The 21,463-nt window shown below is 45.4% G+C and carries 24 protein-coding genes; 4 read left to right on the top strand and 20 right to left on the bottom strand.

Features of this window, described 5'->3' with window-relative positions:
- Window positions 1-220 precede the first annotated feature (220 nt).
- From AN618_RS03410 to AN618_RS03400, 3 genes are all read left to right on the top strand, one after another.
- Complete coding sequence (locus tag AN618_RS03410) at window positions 221-1,156, top strand: prenyltransferase (RefSeq protein WP_066352106.1); 936 nt, start codon at window positions 221-223, stop codon at window positions 1,154-1,156.
- 112 nt (window positions 1,157-1,268) lie between these two features.
- Window positions 1,269-2,090, top strand: a complete 822-nt coding sequence (locus tag AN618_RS03405; RefSeq protein ID WP_066352101.1) for an FMN-binding protein — start codon at window positions 1,269-1,271, stop codon at window positions 2,088-2,090.
- 96 nt (window positions 2,091-2,186) lie between these two features.
- On the top strand, window positions 2,187-3,182 hold the full coding sequence (locus AN618_RS03400; RefSeq protein ID WP_245628374.1) for a polyprenyl synthetase family protein: 996 nt from the start codon (window positions 2,187-2,189) through the stop codon (window positions 3,180-3,182).
- On the opposite strand, the gene AN618_RS03395 is transcribed toward AN618_RS03400, so the two are convergent.
- The 8 genes from AN618_RS03395 to AN618_RS03360 all read right to left on the bottom strand — a co-directional run bounded on the left by AN618_RS03395 (window position 3,150) and on the right by AN618_RS03360 (window position 12,289).
- Complete coding sequence (locus AN618_RS03395; RefSeq protein WP_066352096.1) at window positions 3,150-4,904, bottom strand: FAD-dependent oxidoreductase; 1,755 nt, start codon at window positions 4,902-4,904, stop codon at window positions 3,150-3,152. The genes AN618_RS03400 and AN618_RS03395 overlap by 33 nt on opposite strands.
- A 156-nt stretch (window positions 4,905-5,060) precedes the next feature.
- A complete protein-coding gene (locus tag AN618_RS03390) occupies window positions 5,061-5,801 on the bottom strand; it encodes an ABC transporter permease (protein ID WP_066352094.1) in 741 nt (246 codons plus the stop codon).
- Window positions 5,798-6,550 (bottom strand): ABC transporter ATP-binding protein, encoded by a 753-nt coding sequence (locus AN618_RS03385; protein WP_066352091.1) that lies wholly within the window; start codon window positions 6,548-6,550, stop codon window positions 5,798-5,800. The genes AN618_RS03390 and AN618_RS03385 overlap by 4 nt, the downstream gene beginning before the upstream one ends.
- A gap of 19 nt (window positions 6,551-6,569) precedes the next feature.
- A complete protein-coding gene (locus AN618_RS03380; RefSeq protein WP_245628372.1) occupies window positions 6,570-7,493 on the bottom strand; it encodes an ABC transporter substrate-binding protein in 924 nt (307 codons plus the stop codon).
- A gap of 61 nt (window positions 7,494-7,554) precedes the next feature.
- The gene (locus AN618_RS03375) at window positions 7,555-8,142 is read right to left on the bottom strand and encodes a UbiX family flavin prenyltransferase (protein WP_066352087.1); all 588 of its coding nucleotides are present in this window, start codon (window positions 8,140-8,142) and stop codon (window positions 7,555-7,557) included.
- Window positions 8,143-8,151: 9 nt separating this feature from the next.
- Window positions 8,152-9,045 carry a UbiA-like polyprenyltransferase gene (locus AN618_RS03370; RefSeq protein ID WP_066352081.1) on the bottom strand — a complete coding sequence of 298 codons (894 nt, stop codon included), beginning with the start codon at window positions 9,043-9,045 and terminating at the stop codon, window positions 8,152-8,154.
- On the bottom strand, window positions 9,035-10,468 hold the full coding sequence (locus AN618_RS03365; RefSeq protein ID WP_066352073.1) for a menaquinone biosynthesis decarboxylase: 1,434 nt from the start codon (window positions 10,466-10,468) through the stop codon (window positions 9,035-9,037). The genes AN618_RS03370 and AN618_RS03365 overlap by 11 nt, the downstream gene beginning before the upstream one ends.
- A 387-nt stretch (window positions 10,469-10,855) precedes the next feature.
- Window positions 10,856-12,289: an RtcB family protein gene (locus tag AN618_RS03360; protein ID WP_083515024.1), complete on the bottom strand. Its 1,434-nt coding sequence runs from the start codon at window positions 12,287-12,289 to the stop codon at window positions 10,856-10,858.
- A 198-nt stretch (window positions 12,290-12,487) separates the two neighbouring features.
- Between AN618_RS03360 and splB the strand changes: the two genes are divergently transcribed.
- The gene (gene splB, locus AN618_RS03355; protein ID WP_066352071.1) at window positions 12,488-13,513 is read left to right on the top strand and encodes a spore photoproduct lyase; all 1,026 of its coding nucleotides are present in this window, start codon (window positions 12,488-12,490) and stop codon (window positions 13,511-13,513) included.
- On the opposite strand, the gene AN618_RS03350 is transcribed toward splB, so the two are convergent.
- The 12 genes from AN618_RS03350 to AN618_RS03295 all read right to left on the bottom strand — a co-directional run bounded on the left by AN618_RS03350 (window position 13,491) and on the right by AN618_RS03295 (window position 21,328).
- Window positions 13,491-13,787: a CPF_0552 family protein gene (locus tag AN618_RS03350; RefSeq protein ID WP_222926282.1), complete on the bottom strand. Its 297-nt coding sequence runs from the start codon at window positions 13,785-13,787 to the stop codon at window positions 13,491-13,493. The two genes, splB and AN618_RS03350, sit on opposite strands and share 23 nt — an antisense overlap.
- Before the next feature lie 62 nt (window positions 13,788-13,849).
- Window positions 13,850-14,653: a carbon-nitrogen family hydrolase gene (locus AN618_RS03345; RefSeq protein WP_066352066.1), complete on the bottom strand. Its 804-nt coding sequence runs from the start codon at window positions 14,651-14,653 to the stop codon at window positions 13,850-13,852.
- Between the two features lie 13 nt (window positions 14,654-14,666).
- Window positions 14,667-15,089, bottom strand: coding sequence for a DUF3842 family protein (locus AN618_RS03340; protein ID WP_066352063.1), 423 nt, complete (start codon window positions 15,087-15,089; stop codon window positions 14,667-14,669).
- A complete protein-coding gene (locus AN618_RS03335; protein ID WP_066352060.1) occupies window positions 15,086-15,286 on the bottom strand; it encodes a CooT family nickel-binding protein in 201 nt (66 codons plus the stop codon). The genes AN618_RS03340 and AN618_RS03335 overlap by 4 nt, the downstream gene beginning before the upstream one ends.
- 12 nt (window positions 15,287-15,298) lie before the next feature.
- A complete protein-coding gene (locus AN618_RS03330) occupies window positions 15,299-15,535 on the bottom strand; it encodes a DUF8180 domain-containing protein (protein ID WP_066352056.1) in 237 nt (78 codons plus the stop codon).
- A 64-nt stretch (window positions 15,536-15,599) separates the two neighbouring features.
- Window positions 15,600-15,875 carry a PDGLE domain-containing protein gene (locus AN618_RS03325; protein ID WP_066352053.1) on the bottom strand — a complete coding sequence of 92 codons (276 nt, stop codon included), beginning with the start codon at window positions 15,873-15,875 and terminating at the stop codon, window positions 15,600-15,602.
- Complete coding sequence (locus AN618_RS03320) at window positions 15,872-16,528, bottom strand: energy-coupling factor ABC transporter permease (RefSeq protein WP_066352050.1); 657 nt, start codon at window positions 16,526-16,528, stop codon at window positions 15,872-15,874. Before AN618_RS03320 ends, AN618_RS03325 begins: the two co-directional genes overlap by 4 nt.
- A 164-nt stretch (window positions 16,529-16,692) precedes the next feature.
- Entirely contained in the window at window positions 16,693-17,529 is an 837-nt protein-coding gene (locus tag AN618_RS03315) for an ATP-binding cassette domain-containing protein (RefSeq protein WP_066352047.1), read from the bottom strand.
- Window positions 17,514-18,275 (bottom strand): cobalt ECF transporter T component CbiQ, encoded by a 762-nt coding sequence (cbiQ, locus tag AN618_RS03310; RefSeq protein ID WP_187694870.1) that lies wholly within the window; start codon window positions 18,273-18,275, stop codon window positions 17,514-17,516. Before cbiQ ends, AN618_RS03315 begins: the two co-directional genes overlap by 16 nt.
- 146 nt (window positions 18,276-18,421) lie before the next feature.
- Window positions 18,422-18,994 (bottom strand): uroporphyrinogen decarboxylase family protein, encoded by a 573-nt coding sequence (locus AN618_RS03305; protein ID WP_281176800.1) that lies wholly within the window; start codon window positions 18,992-18,994, stop codon window positions 18,422-18,424.
- An 82-nt stretch (window positions 18,995-19,076) separates the two neighbouring features.
- Complete coding sequence (locus tag AN618_RS03300) at window positions 19,077-19,697, bottom strand: superoxide dismutase (RefSeq protein WP_083515021.1); 621 nt, start codon at window positions 19,695-19,697, stop codon at window positions 19,077-19,079.
- A 152-nt stretch (window positions 19,698-19,849) separates the two neighbouring features.
- Window positions 19,850-21,328: a peptidoglycan-binding domain-containing protein gene (locus AN618_RS03295; RefSeq protein WP_066352041.1), complete on the bottom strand. Its 1,479-nt coding sequence runs from the start codon at window positions 21,326-21,328 to the stop codon at window positions 19,850-19,852.
- Window positions 21,329-21,463: the final 135 nt, after the last annotated feature.

Below are 21,463 nucleotides of genomic sequence, written 5' to 3'. Positions count from 1 at the left end.
ACCCTCTACCCTGCATTCTTTGATCTGCTGCGCCATCACGGTAGCCCCCTACAATAATTATATAATTGTTCAATTGATGAATATTTTAATGACCAAACTTTATTATATTATATTCCATCCGTCAACGGGTTTCAACAGGTGATGTTAAGTCGTTGACAATATATCGCCTCTCGTTTAATATAAAACTCGAAAAAAAGTTTTTTTGGGAGAGGAGGTCTCTATGCTAAAAAAAGACTGGCCTCGATTCTGGAAGGGATTTTGGCAGCTCGCGGACCCTAAAATTTGGATTGCTTCAACGGTCCCGATGGCCGTAGGTGCTGCTTTAGCTTACGGCATCGAAGGAAAATTTAGCCTTTACTGGTTGTTCTGGAGCATGATCGGGGTATACCTGATAGAAATAGGAAAAAACGCCATAAACGAATTTGTGGATTATGAATCCGGAGTGGACCGATACGTCGCACCCGACAAGAGAACCCCGTTCAGCGGAGGCAAGAAAGTAATAGTGGACGGAATACTTTCCGTTTCGGAAGTCAAAGCCATTGCTGTATGGACCATGGCGCTTGCGGGACTTATAGGAGTTTATATCGTTTTATATAGGGAACCCTCCGTCTTATGGATAGGAGCGGCAGGCTTTATACTTTCCATAATCTACAGCTTACCACCTTTTAAGCTGTGCTACAGGGGATTCGGTGAAATTACCGTAGGTCTCACCTTCGGGCCCCTCGTGCTTTGCGGAACCTATTTGGTGCAGGCTCACCGCATTTCCTTTGAAGCGGTCCTGGCTTCCTTGATTCTCGGATTTTTAATAGCTAACGTGCTTTTAATCAACGAGTTTCCTGACTACGAAGCAGATCTCCGGGGCAACAAACGAAACTGGGTGGTAAGGCTCGGCAAAAAAAGAGCCACCCTGCTTTATTTTACGCTTTTCGCCGCGGCCTTTGCCACATGTCCGGTTCTAGCTTATATTTCCGGCAATCCCGTGTTTTTGCTTCCTTTGTGTGCCTACCCCATAGCGAAAAACGCCGTTAAAATTGCAAAAATATACTACAACGATATTCCCAACCTAATACAGGCTAATGCTAAAACCGTGCAAGTTTATCAGCTTACGGGCTTGACTCTGATTATAGGAGCAATTTTCAGCAAGTTTTTGCAGTAAAATTTCTCAACATTCCTTTAGAAGGATTTTCGAGTTTTGTGTATAATATATATTAAGTGGTCCAAAAATTAAATAAATAATCAATTAAACATTTTTATCAGGGGGGAAGTATATGAAGAAATTGTTAGCCCTAACGCTGGTCCTCTTCCTGGTAGTTGCCCTTGTAGCCGGTTGCAGCTCCCAGAAGAAGCAGGAGGGCCAACCAAACCAGCAGCAGGAACAGCAGGGCGGCCAGCAAGAACAGCAGCAGGCAACTTTTAAGGACGGCACCTACTACGCTGAGGAAAAGGATTTTAATGAGCAGGGTTGGAAAGGTCTTGTGACCGTGATTGTGAAAGATGGAAAAATAACAAATGTATTTTACGATGAAATCAACAAGGAAGGAAAGCTGAAGAGCTTTGACCCAGAATATGGGCCGAAAATGAAGGAAAAGTCCGGCACGACTCCCGTTGAAGCTTATGCCAAACTAGAACAATCTCTAATTGAAAAACAGAATCCCGAGGCTGTGGATGTAGTAACCGGCGCCACCCATACTTCTGAAGCTTTCAAAGCTCTCGTGGCCGAAGCTCTCAAAGGTACTTCAGTTGAAGCCAAAGGCGGACTTAAAGACGGTCTTTACAAAGCAGCGGAAGCCAACTTTGACGATCACGGCTGGAAGGCCATGGCCGCCGTTATCGTAAAGGACGGCAAGATTCAATCGGCTTTCTTTGACGAAATCAACAAAGAAGACGGACATTACAAATCCGTAGACCAGGAATATGCAAAGAATATGGAAGCAAAATCTGGCCAAACTCCTGCTAAAGCGGTAGAAGCCCTTACTAAATCCCTCATTGAAAAACAGGATGCCGCGCAGGTGGACACAGTAAGCGGCGCCACCGGAACTTCGACCAAATTTAAGAACCTTATGACCGAAGCCCTTTCTCTGGCAAAATAAAGCTGGAAAAGGTATTAATAAGGGCATACTTCTGTATGCCCTTTCTTTTATAATTGCCATTATTTCTTTTTTGTGTTATTTTTGTTGTGACTATTTTTGTTAGAAAGAGTGATAGTACCCATGGCATTATACGAATTTTATAATCAGATATCAAGCGAAATGGCATTATTAGAGGAAGAACTCCTCACCTCTGTGAAAACAAAGGAATCCTTCCTATGGGATGCTTTGGAAAACACCATCAAAGCCGGAGGAAAAAGAATAAGGCCGGCCCTGGTTTACCTTTCCGCACGGTTTGGCGATTACGACTACCACAAAATCACACCCCTCGCCGTGGCGGTAGAACTGGTACATACGGCCACGCTCATTCACGACGACATCGTGGATGACTCGCCATTGAGGCGCGGAGTTCCCACAGTGCAGGCTTCAATAGGAAAAGATGCGGCCGTCTATGCGGGGGATTTCGTGCTCGCAAAGGCTTTAAAAATTCTGGTCGACCACGGCGACCTCGAAATTCTAAAATCCGTGTCAGGGATGCTTTATAAGGTGTGCGAAGGTGAGGCGCGCCAGAAAAAAGAAGCCTTCAATATAAACATAAGTTTTATAGACTATGCTAGAAGGATAAGAAAAAAAACCGCCCTTCTTTTTGCCATGAGCTGCGAGCTGGGAGCAAGAGGAGCAAAAGCTTCACCCGCAATTATATCGGCCCTGAAAAAGTACGGTATGATGCTAGGAATGGCGTTTCAAGTAATGGACGACATCCTGGACTTAACGGCAGATGAAAATAAGAGCGGCAAACCCCTTGGAAACGATATAAAAGAAGGGATAATTACTCTACCCCTTTTGTACGCTCTTAACAACGGTTCTACAGCCCGCGAATTGCGAAAACTTTTCTCTGACCCCGCTCGATGGGATTTAAATACTATCCAACAAATCATCGAAATAGTCAAAGAATCGGGAGGAATAGAATACGCCCGGCGTATAGCCGAGCGTTATGTCGCAAAATCTAAAGAACATCTATCAGTTCTGTCTGACATCCCTGCCAAGAGTTCGTTGCTCATACTAGCTGACTACGTCGTGAATAGAACCCGGTAGTGCAGGTTTCCGGCCGCCTCCCCTGATTATTCTTTTTACCACTCTGGATATCCAGGGGATTACCCACCTGTCGAGACCGAACGAGTGACCCGCACCGGAGAAGCATACCGCCAGGGACACCATGAAGAACCACATGTCGCCAGAACCGGAAATCATGAAATTGAGCAGCATAAAGAGCGACCCGAGCGAAGCCAGCATGGTAAAGAGTCCGAGAACGAGACAAGTACCAATCGCAATTTCGCTCAACGTTATTACCGTCTGGAAGAATAGAGCGTGTGGGAAAATGAATTTTTCTACAAAACTCGCGTACCATTCCGGTGTATTGGGTCCTATCGGACTTGTCGAAGCTCCCGCCACCAATTTGTCGCCCGCTGCAAGCCATCCGGAGTGTACCTTTTCAAGGCCGGACATTAGCCAGCGGTATCCTAAATAAATCCTTAAAATAGCAAGCCAAAAAGCACTGGTGCTAACCCCAAGATTCTGAACAATGAAGGATTTCCCGCGGTTCTTGTTGAAAAACTGGTGGCCGATGTATTCCCTTACGAAAGTCCATCCACCGACACCGAACAGGTAATGCATGTCGGCCATGTGTTTTATGAACGTGGCAATCCATCCATCAAGCTTACGCCCCATCACTTCTGCCACGCAGTACCTTTCTCCTATGGACACCATATTTCCGTGCAGGTTGAGTTTCAGGGGTTTTTTGGAACCGCCGGTAATTTCAGCAGCAATATTGTGGGCCGCACACTCACCCGACTGCATGGCCGATTCCACAAGGGCAGGCATTACGAAATTTTTCTCATTCACATAAAAGCTCACGTCACCTATAGCGTAAATGCCCTTTTCGCTGGTTTCCAGGTATTCATTTACCTTTATCCTTCCGCGGCCTCCGGTCTCAAGGCCCAGTTTTTCCGCGAGGGCATTACCCCTCACTCCACCTGTCCAGATAAGGGTACGGGTCTTTATCTTTTCTCCGCTCTTCAACGTAAATCCGTCCGGTTCGACATTAACTATGGGCGAATTCAATAATATCTTAACTTTGTTCCTCTCCAGATAATCGGTAGCTTTCTTTATCAGCTCATCCGAAAGGTTCGGCAATATTTTCGGCAAGGCCTCAACTACCATCAGAGTAACTTCGTCGCGGCTTATTCCGTATTCCCTGCAGAGGTCTTCAACCCATTCCACCAACTCGCCGATCATCTCTATGCCGGTAAATCCGCCGCCGCCTACCACGAAGGTCAGGTACTCGCGCCTCTTTTCCCCATCCAATTCGTACCTAGCCTTATCGAACATCTCCTCTACTCTATGCCTAATCTTCAATGCATCTTCGAAAGACCATAATGTGAATGCGTGTTCTTTCATTCCGGGGATACCAAAATATTCGGGCTGGCTACCGCAGGCGAGAATCAGGTAGTCAAAGGGATATTCGGCTTTTTTGCCCTTCAATACCCTTGCCTTCACGTCCACATCTTCAATTTCGTCAATTACCAATCTCACTCCGGTCTCCTCAAGAGCCTTCTCAAGCGAATAAAGTACTCCTTCCGGCTTTACTCTATTGCCCGCTACCAGGTGTAGCTCTGTAAGATACACTTGAAAGGGAGACTTGTTTATTAAGTAAATCTCTACATCGTCCCGCCTGGCCAAAAGCTTATTTAGTTTTTGCGCAGCCGTAATTCCCCCATATCCACCTCCCAGTATAACTATCCGCTTTTTCTCTGCCATCCGGTTTCCCTCCCAAATTAAAATTATAATTTCTTATAATGATTCAATTGTAAAAGTATTGCACATCAATATAATACAATTTTTTCAATATACTTTGCAAGAGAAAAGGATTACTTGCGCGATAAAAAATTTAAACTATACTTAATATATTTATATTCACCTCTTCCAGCGGCAAAATATCATATCAAAGGCGTCAACAGCTAAAAATATGAGCAGCCCTATTCCGCCGAGGACCAGAATTCCCGAATACATATCGACATAATTAACCCTCATCCACGCATCCATAATAAAGTAGCCTATGCCGTATGTTGTCCCGAAGTTCTCCGTAAAAAATAAGACCGAAACAGCGGTTCCGGCACTCAACCTAATGGCAGTCAGCAACTCCGGCATAGCGGCGGGCAGTATAATCTCTCTGAAAACGGTCACATCGCTGGCTCCCAAAGATTTCAGGGAATAAAATGTTTCTTTGGGTATGTTCTTTACCGTATCGCGCGCAGTGATAATGATTTGAAAAACAGTTATAATAATTATCATGGTTATTTTTGACACTTCACCCAGGCCGAATAAAATCATCACTATAGGCAGTAATGCGATTTTAGGTATGGGATACGTAAAATAGATTACCGGTGAAAAAAATCTGTCGATAGAATCATAAAAACCCATTAAAAGCCCCAAAATAGAACCTATTAACACCGAAATAACAAGGCCTGCGACAATCCTGTAAACGCTTAAGGCAGCGTGAATTGCAATCTTTGAAAAGAATACTTCTTTCAAATTGCAAAAGACGGCTGTGGGCGGTGGGAGAATGGGATTTTTCAAGGCAGCCGATCCGATTTGCCATAATATAAAAAACAAGAAAAATATAAAGACATAGCGGACGGAGTTTCTCATCATCATTTTTGTATACCCTTTATTAATTCTTTTAATTTTAATTTCATGCTGAAGTAAAGATCGCTGTCCTTAACTTCTCGTATACCAAAGAAAGGGTTATCCATAATCGTAACAATTCGACCGGGAGGACCTGTCATGACGGCTATTTTCTTCCCAACATACATCGCTTCTTCGGTACTGTGAGTCACAAAAACCGTTGAAACAGAATCGCTTTTCCATACGTCTAAAAAAAGATCCTGCATTTCTTCTCTAGTTATTGCATCAAGGGCGGAAAAGGGTTCGTCCATCAGCAGAATATCCGGCTTCATAATGAATACTCTTGCTATCGCCACTCTTTGTCTCTGGCCGCCGCTCAACTCACCCGGGTACCTTTTAAGAAGGCCGGAAAGGCCCACTCGGGTCAGTACGTATTCGGCATATTCTTTATCTTTTTTGTTTATCACCTTTTTCTTTACTTTCAACCCCAGCAGTGCATTTTCAAATACTCTTTTCCAGGGCAAAAGTCCATAATCCTGAAGGACAAGACCTATTCGATGCTTTCTTGGATCTACAGGGGCATTATCTATTAAAACTTCGCCCTCAAACTCATTTATAATTCCGGCCAGCACGTAAAGAAGCGTGGTTTTACCGCATCCCGAGGGGCCTATCACAGCAATTATCCCGCCCTTTTCCACATCCATATTTACGCCAGCAAGAGCTCTGAATTTCCTTCGAGAAGAGTTATAGAAGACTTCGAGATTTCTCACTCGAATCATATATAACGCCCGCTTTGCTTTACTCAAGGAATCTCCCGTCTACCAGTTCATCAAAAGAATACGCCTTCTTTACAAGGCCTTTTTTCACTAGCCAGTCCATCACCCCGTCAAAATCTTCTTTCGACGGAAGCTTTGCCTTCGTATATTCCGGGAGACTTATAATGTCCTTAACATCTTCGGGGAATCCGGCTTTTTCAATTATAATATCAATATAAGATGACTTTTCATTTTGATTGAGAAATTCCACGGCCTTGTTATACGCCTTATAGAAGGCCTTAATTTCATCCCCTTTTTGTTCTATAGCTTCCTGCGAAAACAACAGTACCCCCGGATTTATCCCCAATCTGTCAGTGCTCTCTATAACCTTCGCCCCGTTTTTTACAGCCACGGAGGCCAGCGGATCTGGAAGCGTTGCAGCATCAACCTTTCCGTTTTGGAGCATCTCCAACCTCGTTGGGATTTGAGGTACTACCACCTTGTTTACCTCGTTTGGATCTACGCCGTATTTTTCCAATATCTTATCAGTAGCATATTCTATAATGGTGTTTTTTGATATGGCAATGCCCTTGCCTTTCATCTTTTCAACTGCATCGATATTTTTTCCCTTTCCCGCAAGGAGTTTATAAGTTCCGTTGGTGAGAGAGGTTATTTTTACTTTGAACCCCCCGTCGTTGGCAAAAGCCGCTGCGAGAATGTCCGAGACCGCTCCGTCTATTTTGCCGCTTTGAAGGGCACTATCTCTCTCCATAGCGCTCTTAAAATGCTCGAGGCGCACCTCAACTCCCTGTTCATCGAAATATCCCTTTGCCTCAGCTATAATCAGAGGTATGGAATCAACATCGGGAAGAACACCGATTACGAGGGGACTTCCCTTTTCTTTTTGAGGTGCTTCGGGAGCTGTTTTTGTCGAATTATTTTTTGAGCAAGCACTGAGCGAAAACATAAGGCAAATTAATGTGAAGACAACCACTAACCCTTTAATTTTTTTGATAAACATGGCTCAATTACACTCCTTTCCATCTTTCATATAGTTGATTTGGGAGGTTCAAGGCATCTAATACCCTCCCTACTATGAAATTGACCATATCATCAATAGTTTTTGGATTATGATAAAAGGCGGGCATAGCCGGCACTATATGAACACCCATTCTGCTTAGTTTCAGCATGTTTTCGAGGTGTATCGAGTTCAAGGGCGTTTCCCTCGGAACTATGACTATCTTTCTTTTTTCCTTCAAAAATACATCGGCAGCCCTTTGCAGCAAATTATGTGACATCCCGCCGGCTATAAACGCCAGGGTTGACATTGAACACGGTATTATTACCATCCCATCGGCTTGAAAAGACCCACTGGCTATCGGCGCGAAAAGGTCATGTATGTCGTATTTTTTAATAACTCCGCCTAATCTTTCGTATTTGCCAAAATGCGAAACCAAACCCTCCATATCGAAGCCCAATTCATGTTTTAAAACCTTGCCCCCGTTTTCGGTAATTAAAAGGTGGACCTCGTTTTTCGCTTTCAAAAGTTCTTCTATTAATCTCACGCCGTATATGCTGCCGCTTGCGCCCGTTATGCCGACCACGTACCTTGCCATCCGATCACCTCAGAAAATGAAAATGTCTATGAAAGAAAATATAAAAAAGATCACGCTGACTATCTGATTTATATCATAGGAAGCTATGGTTACATGCTTTAGGTTCGTAGGGGAAACCAGCTTATGTTCGGCGTATAGAAAACATGAGATAATAATAAGACCGACAAGATAAAGGTAACCCATATCCATCAAAAAATAGAGGTAAAACAAAAGACCCATAGAGATCACATGAAAAGCAGAAGATATTTTAAGTGCATTTTTTATGCCGAATTTTGCCGGAATTGAATGAAGGCCGTGACTGGTATCAAACTCCACATCCTGGCATCCGTATATTATGTCGAAGCCCGCAACCCAAAACATCACTGCAGCACCGAGAACCAAGGCCGGCCATTGTATTTTTCCAGTTACCGCGATCCAAGCTCCTACCGGAGCTCCACCGCAGGCAAGCCCCAATATCACGTGGCACAGCCAGGTAAATCGCTTGGTGTACGAATATATCACGAATAAAAATATTGCAACAGGCAGCAATTTCACGCAAAGCGGGTTCAGATTGAACGCGGCTAATACCAATATTGCAAAACAAAATATCACAATCAAAAAGGCTTCGTATTCCTTTACAATTCCCCTGGGTATATGCCTTCCGGCAGTCCTCGGATTTTTGGCATCTATATCCTTGTCCACCAGGCGGTTAAGGGCGTTGGCGCCGTTTCTTGCTCCAAAAAGGGCCACCATAATCCAGAAAAAAACTCTAGCCGGGGGCAGTCCGCCAGCAGCCCAGAACATAGCAATGAGCGAAAATGGCAGGGAAAATAACGTATGAGAAAACATTACCAATTCACCGTAAGTCTTTAGCCGGCCCCACAAAGTGCTAACAAGCGAAACCGCATGGCCTTTAGAACCCATATTCTTTCCACCTTCTGTCAACCAGCTCCTTTATCTTCGGGTCCATGGTAATCTCGTCAGGCCATTCCCTTTCGTGCCCCTCTTCCTTCCATTTTTTAGTTGCATCAATCCCCATCTTGCTTCCGTAGTGCTTCATCGGCGAAGCGTGGTCCAAAGCGTCCAGGGGCCCGTCGACTATTACCACATCCCTTTTCGGGTCAACATTGTTGAATACCTTCCACGCCACAGTCGAAAGGTCTTTCGGGTCCACGTTCTCGTCCACCACAACTATAATTTTTGTATACATCATCTGCCCGATTCCCCAAAGAGCGTGCATCACCTTTTTTGCATGGCCGGGGAATCTCTTTTTTATCGAAACTATTACGCAGTTATGAAACACACCTTCCAGCGGAAAATTTATATCCACTATTTCTGGGCACAGTATTTTTAAAAAAGGCAAAAAAATTCTCTCCGTGGCCTTCCCTAAAAAACAGTCCTCCATTGGAGGTTTCCCTACGACAGTGGCCGGATATATGGGATTTTTTTTGCGGGTCATGCACGTAATGTGAAAGACGGGATAATAGTCCTTAAGCGAGTAGTATCCCGTGTGGTCGCCAAAGGGACCTTCTTCCCTTAATTCATCGATATCCACATATCCTTCCAGCACAAATTCCGCATTGGCGGGTACATAAATATCGCAGGTTTTGCACTTTACCAGTTCAAGAGGCGCCTTTCGCAAAAATCCCGCAAATACCATCTCATCAATTTCTTTTGGAAGGGGAGCGGTAGATGCATATATCGTGGCCGGGTCGCATCCAAGAGCCACAGCAACGGGCATCTTTTGCCCTCGCCTTTTATATTTTTCGTATATCTCCCTGCCGTCCTTATGGAGGTGCCAGTGCATCCCCGTAGTCTTCTCGTCAAAAACCTGAAGCCTGTACATGCCCATATTCTGAACACCCGTCTCCGGGTCTCTCGTAATCACCAATGGAAGTGTTATAAATCTTCCTCCATCCCCGGGCCAGCATTTCAATATTGGAAGCCTGTACAGGTTTGGTTCCTCCATGACTTCCTGACAGGCACCTTGTTTTACCTTTTTCGGGAAAATTTTTGCAAGTTTTGCAAGTCTTGTGGCCGACCTTATTTTATTAAATAACCCCACATAGTTTGAAACATCTATCAGCTCTTCTATTTCTCTAGCAATATCATCAAGACTCTCAACTTCCAGTGCCAGCTTCATCCTCTCGTAAGTACCGAAGGTATTTATTAACAGGGGAAACTCCGAACCTTTTACATTTTCAAAAAGGAGCGCGGGGCCTCCTGATTTTACCACTCTATCCACAATTTCGGTTATCTCTAGTTCGCTGTCCACTTGTGCCTTTATCCTCTTTAGCTGCCCTTTTTGCTCTAGCACATTGACGAAGTCCTGTAAGTCTTTGTACATCTCTCGACACTCCACTATTGAAAATCCTTATGGTGAAATTACTAAAATTTATAAAAATCTCCCTTTGCAATTATAGCACACATGGTATTTTCTTAACAAGGGTATTTAATTTGTCTGTTTGTGTCAATAGTTTGTAGGTAAATTATTTAAGATGACCTCACCACTTCAACTTAAGTCTAAATGGAGAAAAAAGTTGAGGTGGTAGCCTGTGCTGACGGCATGAAAGACCTGGTCCCGGCATATGAAAGTTACACCAAAATTGACGGTAAAACAGCGGCCTACATTTGTAAAAGCAGAAACTGCAAAAGTCCAGTAAGCACTCTGGAAGAACTAAAAAAATCCTCCGCACGGTGTAATAAAAAGCCGCAAAAATACTTATGCGGCTTTCTACGACTCCTCGCCCTCTCCCTTTAAAACACCCATCGGCTTTAATTTTACCACGGGCTTTGTAAGTCCCGCATCGACCAATGTAAATACCACTTCGTCGATGTCCTTATAGGCCAGCGGGGCTTCATCGAGCAGGGCTTTCAGATTGCTGGACGCTATTACCACGTTTTTGGTCTGCTCGAGAAGCTCTTCTTTTGTAAATTCGCTCTTTGCCCTCCTTCTAGACATGACCCTTCCCGCTCCGTGGTTTACCGAACAAAACGTGCGGTGTATCTCCGGAAGGCCGACGAGTACGTATGAGGCGGTACCCATACTGCCAGGGATTATCGCGGGATGTCCCGTCTCGCGATAGCAAAGGGGATTATCACCGTGTCCAGCTGGAAGCGCCCGGGTAGCACCCTTTCGGTGGACCAAAAGCCACCTTTTGCCGTGCTTTTCTTTTTTCGCAATATTGTGGGCCACATCGTACAAAAGGTCCAGGCCCAGTTCCGATTCCGGTTTTTTCAGTACTTCAACAAATGCCTCCCTCACGAAGTGGGTTATGAGCTGGCGGTTGCAGAAGGCGTAGTTTGCAGCGCATGCCATTGCCTTCAGGTAGTTCTGCCCGTCCTCCGAAAAAATCGGCGCGCACGAAAGCCCCTTCACCGGTGCCCTGGTTCCGTTTTTCTCCGAATGTTCCCACATGATCCTCGAGTAATCGGTGCAAATCTGGTGTCCAAGCCCTCGGCTTCCTGTGTGAATGAGAACGTACACCATATTTTTGAAAAGCCCGAACCGCGATGCTAGCTCCTCGTCAAATACCTTAGATACCCTTCCGATTTCTATGAAGTGATTCCCGCCACCGATGGTTGCAAGCTGGTCCGCCCTTTCCCGGGCCGCTTTAGGTACGGCTTTGGCGTCACCCCCCTGAATGCACCCTCTGTCTTCTATCCTTTCAAGGTCTTCCTTCCTTCCGTATCCCGCCATAACAAAATACTCCACACCCAGCGTTGCTATCGCCTCTAAATCCGGTCTCCGCAAAGACTTTACCGCGCTGGATTTCCCCACCCCGGAAGGCACCCTGGACGATATAAGGTCCAGAATCTTTGACATTTTTTCCTTATTTACCTCTCCGGCGTCGATTTTGGTAGTAAGAAGCCTTACACCGCAATTTATGTCCATCCCGACGGCCCCCGCCGAAACCACGCCCTTTTCGTAATCGGTGGCCATTACGCCTCCAATAGGAAGCCCAAAACCGGTGTGAATGTCCGGCATCCCTATAACCGGACTTACCACTCCGGGAAGTAGCGACGCATTGAAAAGCTGGTTTATGGCCTCATCTTCCGCAAAATCCTGAAACAGCCTGGGGCTGAGGTATACGTTGATTTCCACCTTCGTTTCGCTGTTCGTAAAGGAATAGCAATTCGTCGATACGAGTCTTAACTTTTCCTTCATCGACCTTCACGCTCCACTCTACGATATGAACCATCTTTTACAACAGGGGACTTCTCCATCCATCTCCAAAGAGTTGTCCTCTCGGCTCAAGTTTTCATCTCACATCATAAGTTTATCATTTCAAGACCTTCTAGTTCAACGGGCATACATTAATTAAAGCTCTTTTTAGGGAAAAATAAAATAAAGAGGTGATAAGATATGGAAATCTTTATCCCCAAAAGGGCCTACTTTGAACGTGATGCTTTAAATTATCCGATAGGCAGGAATATCTACTATAAACTCCAGGAAATGGGGGTGGATGTGGACTTCACGACTTCCCACAACAGAGTTTTGGGCATCCCCGGTAAGACGCCCCAGGAAGCTTACATGGAGGCTAAAAGGACCCTGGTAGTAGGCGTTCGAAAGACCCTGGACTTTGAAAGCTGCAAGCCCTCTGCCCATTACCAGTTACCTCTCGTGACGAGCTGCATAGGTGAATGCGAATACTGTTACCTCAGCACCACTCTTGGTAAAAAGCCTTACATAAGGGTCTACGTGAACCTGGACGAAATCCTTGAACGGGCGAAAAAATATATAGAAGAAAGGTCGCCTGAGGTCACCATCTTCGAAGGGTCTGCCACCTCGGACCCCTTGCCCGTAGAACCTTACACCGGCGCCCTTAAAAAAACCATCGAGTTTTTCGCCAAACAGGAAAAGGGCCTTTTTCGGTTCGTGACAAAGTTTACCAACATCGATTCGCTGCTTGATGCGAAACACGGCGGCAGAACCACCTTCCGCTTCAGCATCAATTCCGAGCGCGTAATAAAAAAATTCGAACACAAAACCCCGCCTTTGGAAGAAAGAATAGGAGCGGCTAAAAAGGTAGCCCTTGCTGGCTACCCCCTTGGCTTCATCATCGGCCCAATATTTTACTACCCTGGTTGGAAATACGATTATGGCGAAATGCTTGAAAAATTAAGTCTGGGACTTTCGGAAAGCGCAAAAAAAGCTATAGAATTCGAACTTATAACCCACCGGTTCACGGCGAGGGCAAAAAAGAACATCCTTGCCGTTTTTCCAAAAACCAAGGTTCCCCTCGATGAAGAAGAAAGGGTTTTCAAATTCGGCCAGTTCGGCTACGGAAAATACGTATACCCTCCTGATAAGATGAGGGAACTCAAGGAATTCTTTGAATTAAAAATCCGGGAATGCTTCCCGGACGCTAAACTTCTATACTTCGTATGAACTGTTCGACTTCATCGCTGAATGAAAGGATGATTTTTTTCGCCTTTACACCTTCTAAGGAATTAAGCTCCCTTTCTAGTCTCCCTGTTTCTTCATCGGAGCCGCAGAGCTGGAGGATAATGAGGCCTTCATCGGAAGAATGGTTTTCATCGGTGTCGTGAATCCCGAGCCTCACTTTTATGTTGTCACCGTATTTCGTCAGCACCTCCTGGACTTTGGGCGCGGAAGCTTTTCTATCCCGCTGTAAAATGGCCATTATGGTTTTGGAATTCACCAAAAATCCTCCCTTCATCCCCCAGCCCTTCCCCGGCATTTATATATTTTGCTCATTTGCCATTAATATACATCGGGCCTTCGATCTTCAAAAACGGGTATGCGTTTCCTCACCTGTTCCACCGCCGACAGGTCTATTACAGCCTCGAAAACGCCCTCCCTTTCGTCGGCTTCCAGCAGCACTTCACCCCAGGGGTCAACGACGATGGAGCACCCGGGAAATTCTGCTTTGCCTTCCCTCCCTACCCGGTTTGCTCCCACCACGAAAAACTGATTTTCTATGGCCCTCACAATGTTCAAAAGTCTCCAGTGCATCTCCCTGGGCTTGGGCCACTGGGCCGGCACAAAAAGGATTTGGGCCCCGAGCAGGGCTATTTTCCTTATAAATTCGGGAAATCTTATATCGTAACAAATGGCAATTCCGCAATTTATGCCGTCCAGTTCAAAGGTGACGGCTTTTTCTCCCGGCGAAAAGTATTTTTCTTCATCCATCAGCCTGAACCTGTGAACCTTGTCGTAACGCGCGACCACCTCTCCGTTTCTATTTATTGCATAGGCGGTATTGTAAACCTTTGGAATCCCATTAGATTCACCACTTCTTATGTCGGCTATCGACCCAGCTACTATGTTAACGCTGTTTTCCTTTGCGACTTTTTTTAGCCATTCTATGGTGGGGCTGCCGTTCCTGTCGGCTATATCCGAAAGCCTTTCCAGAGCATAACTGGTATTCCACATTTCCGGAAGCAAAACAATGTCAGGTTTTACCTTTACCTTCAAAGCTTCTTTAAGCATTCTTTCGGCTTTCTTTCGGTTTTTCTCCGGCTCGCCAAAAGCAACATCCATCTGCAATATGCTCACCTTTAGCATGGTCCTATCCCCTTTATTTTTCCGTCTCCAAAAGGACTTTGATTTTTTCTATGGCATCCTTTATGGCAAGGAAAAGCGGCTTTTTTTCTACGCCAAGAACTGTTATATCCTCATTATCTACAATGGGGATGAGAATCTTTTTAGCCCTGCACGATGCTATGGCTTCGGCGATTTTGGGTGTTATCTCGCCCATCATGCAGTTCGGGATAACTATGCCCAGGGAGCCGACAATCACATCGACTTTATTTACATTATAGAGGATGGCGTTTTCACCGGTGGCACCCTTGTTTGCTTTTTCTTTCATCATGTTTGAAGTGGCTGCTGAATTGGTCCCTAAGGCGTATATTTTTACTTCAGGGGGTAAATCCTGCCTTAATAGGGCTATAATCTGGCTGCCTATACCCCCTCCCATCCCATCCACAACCGCTATTATCATTTTTCATCTTTCCTGCTTTCCAAAATAATCTTATGTTCCAGGAGTTTTATTTCCTTTATTTTCGCATCCAGAATCTTTTGCTCCCCCAGGAGATTGTACATGAAGATTTTGTCACCCTGGGGTTCCATAAAAATCACGTTATCCATTATCTCCCTTTCTTCGCCTCGTTCGTAAAGGTAGACCTTCGATTCACACATAACGTTCACTCCTTATATATGTCTTTTAGCTTCTAGTAGAAAGTCACTGGCCGCCTTTAATGCATCGGCGGCTTTTTCAATCATTCTGGAAGCTTCAATTTTTCCGAGTCTTCTCGATTTTTCAACCCAGCTGCGGAAATTTTCCTCATGGGACCGGTTGTGCTCGATCCAGTGTGCGAGTAAAACCCGCAAGGTATCTATTTCTTTTTTGATTTCACCATTTTCGGTGGTGTTATAGCCGTCCATCATGTTAAAGCCCTCCCAAAATCCCTCAGTATTATTTTACAATACGACCTGCTTTTTTCAAATATAACTATTTGGAGATTAACTTCGTCCAACCCCAGGCAAAAGCCAGCGTAATTAAAGTTCCGGTCACGCCGGCCAGCGCCGTAGATACCCTTTCGTCATTTATGGTTGCAACGGTGTAATCGGGCATCGGCGAAAATCGGAGCACCGGAGATTCGCCTTTTTTTAAAAAACCCAGATCTTCCGCTACCCTCTCGAGGCCGTCCGGATGAGGGGAAGCAAAAGGCGATAAAAAAGCCGCAATAACTAGGGCCAGCAAAAGCACCATCGCCCACCGTTTCAATTTGTTTCACCTCCAGCCTCAGAATTTGCGCAGGCTCCAGATTTCCCATCTAAAAATCTTCTTACATAGCCCACCGCTGCACAGGTTATAATACCTTCACCAATACCTATGACGGCATGAACCAGCATCATGGGAGCGATGACCGCATTCAAGGGCACGGTGCCCGATAGTGCAAGCTCAACACTAGTCAAAAACGCCCCGACAAGAACGGAGATCCAGGCGGAAAGAAACACGGCTGCTATCTCGCTTCCTGAAAATTTCAATTTTTTAACGGCGCTGTAAACGCAGCTGGCAACAAAAGTGGCTGCCACGGCCATATTTAGAATGTTAGCGCCCAGCGCAGTAATGCCCCCGTCCTGGAAAAAAAGGCACTGAACTATAAGCACCGCGCTAAGGATTAGACTGGCACTGTAAGGTCCGAACAAAATGGCAGCCAGCGCCGCCCCCAGCAGATGGCCCGAGGTGCCGGCCATTACCGGGAAATTGACCATTTGAGCGGCAAAAATGAAGGCTGCCATTACACCCAGGGAAGGAACATCTCTTTCGCCCAGTTCCTCTTTTACTTTTGTCATGCTGTACTTAAGTGCAGCTAAACTTGCGGCTGATGTGGCAACTGCGGTTTTGGCATCGAGAAAACCATCGGGAATGTGCATAATTGGTTCCCCCTTATGTATTCGTAATTAAAAAAGCCATGAAGAAGCCTTGTGGATTCATCCACTTGAGGCCTTCATGGCTGTTTCCGTACCTTCATGATACTTTCCTAAAATCTTTTCAATTTTTCCTCTGACATTATTATAAAAAATTTGTTATATTTTTGTCAATCCCTTTGCGGCATATTTTTAAGAAGCTTATTCACCAGCTCTGCTGCTTCATCTATTGTTTTCGGAGCTTTTTCAACCTTTAATCCGTGAATCCTGTTAAAAAACCTGACTACCTTGGGAAATTCCAGTCCGGCCCCTTTTATTATTTCTCCCCTGCAAAGAACTTCAGTCCCCCCTTGAGCCAGAACCCTCCCTTCTCTCATCACCACGATTTCATCGGCCCATTCATAGGCAAAATCTACATCATGGGTGGCGATAATAACCGTTCTCCCTTCCTGGTTTTCCTTTTCCAGGATATCAAAAAGATTTTCCTTGCTCTTCGGGTCGAGGAAAGCGTGAGGCTCATCCAGCACCAAAATCTCGGGCTTCACTGCAAGCACTCCCGCTATGGCCACCCTCTTTCTCTGGCCGTAACTCAAATGAAAGGGCATTTTATCGGCGAATTCCTCCATACCCACGGCCCTCAGAGCCTCCTTTACCCTGATTTCAATTTCTTCCCGCGGAAGGCCGAAATTTGCCGGGCCGAAGGCCACATCATCCCATACCGTCGGGGAAAAAACCTGATCGTCGGGGTCCTGGAACACAAGGCCTACCATTTTTCTTACCAGTTTCTCGTTTTTCCGGTTGACCTCCACTCCCAAAATTTTTACACTGCCCTGCTGAGGGAGATATATGCCGTTCAAATGAAAAAGAAGCGTGGATTTTCCCGCACCATTGTGTCCCAAGATGGCCGTCTTTGAGCCTTTTTTTACTTTCATCGTGACGCCTCTGAGTGCTACGGTTCCGTCTTTATGCCGGAAAGCAAGGTTATGAATTTCTACCGCATAATCCATGAAAATGCCCCCATTTCGGCGACTTTGAAAAAAAGCGGCACTCCGGCCACCAGCGCTCCAAAAGCGAAATCCTTTTTCCCCGGTCTTGCTGGAGCTGAAAGTAACCTTATATCCCCGCCGTAACCTCTAGATAGCATTGCTTGATATACCCTTTCGCTTCTTTCGTAAGATCTAAGAAACAACACAGCGACCGTCTGCCCTATCACCTTCATGGTGGGGGTATGCCAGAAGTTCCTGCCCTTCGAATATCCCCTTGCCTTTCTCGCTTTCTTCATCCTTGAAAGTTCATCGGTTAATATATTCGCATACCTAATTGTAAAACCGATGAGGTTCACCAGTACATCGGGAACGTGCAAAACCTTTAAGGAAAAGACCAGCTCCCTGAAGCTCATGCTGTAAATCACGGAACTCAATACAACTATAGCGCAAAGCGCCCTTAAAAAAAGGACGGCACCACTTACGCTCGCGTATAGCTGCCCTGCATAAAAATTGGCAAAAGCGGCCGCAGCGCTCATGGAGCCTGCAAACAAAACGGGAACGAAAATGCGCCGCACCGAGTTTAAAATAGGAAATCCGGTAAGGCAAAGAAGGATAATATAAAATCCTAAACAGGCGGCGAGATATTCCCAGGTGCGGATAGTAGCCACAACGGCAACGTAGATAATTGCCGATACTAGCTTTACACGGCTGTCCAGCCGACAAAAAAGATAGCTTCTTTTCTCTTCTAGATAAAATGCGCTGTTCAAATCAAACACCTCTAACAGAAAAAAAGGCAAATCTGCACCCACATGCCTGTAAAATGATTATATATTAAAAGTGCCGTAAAGCGCAATCCGAAGATTATGTATTAAAAAATCGGCACCGACCATTACAGTCGGTGCCGATTTTTTAATTAACCGTATTCTTCTACAGCTTCAATTACGGCTTTCAAATTTTCCACCGGCGTATCGGCTGGTACCGAGCCTACTCCGGCGGCCAGTATGAAGCCTCCTCCCGGCTTCACCTGCTCCAGTAAATTTCTGATATATTCCTTTATCTTTTCCGGCGTTCCGCCGACCAGCAGTCCGACCGGTATACCTCCCATGACACACGTATGGCCCTTCAGCAATTGTTTCGCTTTAACCACGTCGGTCTTTTCAAAATACGCAACTCCCCATCCTTTAGGCAGTTCCAAAATGGTTTCCAGGTGAGCGTCGTGGCGCCCTTCGAAGAAGACCCAGGATTTTATGCCTTCTTCTAATAGCCTGAGTATGATGGCTTTCAGCGTCGGCCAGTAAAACTCTTTGTAAAGCTTTGGCGACAGGTACTCGTTTAGGTGCAGTGGGAACATAGCGTATTTGGCTCCCATGGCCTTAAAAGATAATGAGTAGTTTATCAGGAGTTCTACCAGCGCTTCGGCGGCTTTTTTGACCTTTTCCGGGTATCTTCGGATATCCAATATTAAATTGTCCACCCCTCTTAATATGTATATACAAGTTTTTTTTCACTATTAGTATATTACTATTGCAAAAATGTCAAGCTATTCGTACATATCAATTTTTTTAATTTTATATTGCAATTCTTTTTTTTATTCTATCCCATCTTTTTTCTGCCACAGCCCAGTCCACATTTTGCATGAAAGCCCTTATATAATCGGCTTTTCTCGTGCCGTAATCAATAAAATATGCATGTTCGTATACGTCCAAAACTAAAATTGCTCCGGTGTTCTGAATAACGCCGTGGTCATGGGCATCCAGCAGGTAATTGAAAAGCCTTCCACCCCTTCTGTCGTAAACCAAAACTGCCCAGCCTCGGGCGGAGATGCCTGTAGCCGTAAAATCTTCCAGCCATGCTTTGTAAGAGCCGAAATCCTTTTCTATCTGCCTCATGAGGTCTCCTTTGGGCACGCCGCCAGGCCCTCCTAAGTTTTCGAAATAAAGTTCGTGAAGTATGACCCCGTCCATGGCGTAGGTTTCTGCCTTTTTCAGGCCGCGAAAATCGCTGTACGTGGCGTTCGCCTCCTGGCGGTTGGCCGAAAGAAGAAAACCGCGGATTTCATTGACCTTGTTTACGTAGCCTTTGTAGAGTACCTCGTAATGTTCGCGAATCTGACGCTCGGAAAATCCGGGCATCAAGAGGAGCCTGGGATTCATAGGTATAGGCTTAATTTTATTTTCTGCGCTTTTCATACAGTCTCACCCCCGGAGAGTTCTTTCCCCCTTTCATAATATTCACTTTAAGTTTCTCTGCCCCCAACAAACTAGTTAAAATATTAAAGGTGGTTGAAAAGCCGTTTTTGGCCTTTCAACCACCCTCTTTCAAAAATCGACTATTTCAAGCTTTACTTTGCCACTTTTGCTGCTTCGACTATAGCCTTCACGTAGCCGTATGTATCTTCGAGCGTCGCTCCGGTTACCGCATCCACCTTCTCCCTCATCTGTTCCTTCGTAGAGCTCGCCAGCATGGACTCGAGTTCAGCTATGGTCTTGCCCTTCACAAATTTGACTATTCCACCAAAGTTCTCGTTTACAGTCTTGGTCGCACCACCCTTGGTCTTCATGTTGTTGCTGTAGTATTCCGCATTGGTAAGCTTCGACGCCAATACATACCCTTCCTTCACATAAGTCCCAAATTCCTGGTCCATATTGGGTACTCCTTTTGCTACGTCCTTAGACATGAACTGATAGTCGTCTATGTATGCAGCCACTATCTTGTCACCCAAAACTACTGCCGTTGCAAGGGTGAAACACTTGGTTCCGTGAGCCGCATAGTCAACTTTGCCTATCTTTAGATTTCCGAGGTCTTTCGCATCCACCATTACGGCGTCGGCATCAGGCGTCGCCTTCGCAATTTTTGCTGCTTCGACTATAGCCTTCACGTAGCCGTATGTATCTTCGAGCGTCGCTCCGGTTACTGCATCCACCTTCTCCCTCATCTGTTCCTTCGTAGAGCTCGCCAGCATGGACTCGAGTTCAGCTATGGTCTTGCCCTTCACAAATTTGACTATTCCACCAAAGTTCTCGTTTACAGTCTTGGTCGCACCACCCTTGGTCTTCATGTTGTTGCTGTAGTATTCCGCATTGGTAAGCTTCGACGCCAATACATACCCTTCCTTCACATAAGTCCCAAATTCCTGGTCCATATTGGGTACTCCTTTTGCTACGTCCTTAGACATGAACTGATAGTCGTCTATGTATGCAGCCACTATCTTGTCGCCGGCTACAGCTGCGATGGCGACGGTAAAGCATTTTGTTCCATGCGCTGCATAGTCAACCTTTCCTATTTTTACCGCAACTTTCTGAGTCTGAGGCGGAGTTGCCGGTGTAGCTTTAGTTACCTGTGTAGCTGGCGTTGCCGGTTTTGCAGCCGTCTTCGGTGCTAACTTCGCCAGAGTCTTTGGCCCTACTATACCGTCCACTTTAAGACCATTTTTCTTCTGGAAGTCCTTTACCGCAGCCAATGTCTTGGGTCCGAATATACCGTCCACCTTGAGCTTATAACCATGCTGGTTGAGCAGCGTCTGCAGCAGCTTTACGTCCTGTCCGCGGGAGCCGTAAGCCAAAAGTCGTTTTATGCCGCTTACGCTGGTTACCGCGGTGGAAGCTGCCGGCTTCTTCACCGTAGCCTGCACAGGAGCGGGTTTGGTGGTCTTCGCAGGCGTCGCCGGTGTTTTATTTTGTGTTGAACTGTTGTTCGATGAATCGGTAGCTGCTGAAACTGCGTCCACCTTGAAGAATTTTGCAACCTGAATTGGTGCAACAATAGAGACGATAAATGCGGTGAGGACCAAAAGGGCTACAGCAAATAATTTTTTGTTCATACAAGACCCCCTTTTTTAAAATAATTTCTTTGATGCAACCCTTTATTAACTAAGGGTTGCATTTGGAAATAAATTGTTCAAGTAATCACTTTTACCATTATTATAATATACACAAGTATAAATTTCAATAAATTT

Origin of the sequence: Fervidicola ferrireducens, from assembly GCF_001562425.1 — a bacterium.
Lineage (GTDB): Bacteria > Bacillota > Thermosediminibacteria > Thermosediminibacterales > Thermosediminibacteraceae > Fervidicola > Fervidicola ferrireducens.
This window is presented reverse-complemented; position numbering and strand designations above follow the sequence as displayed.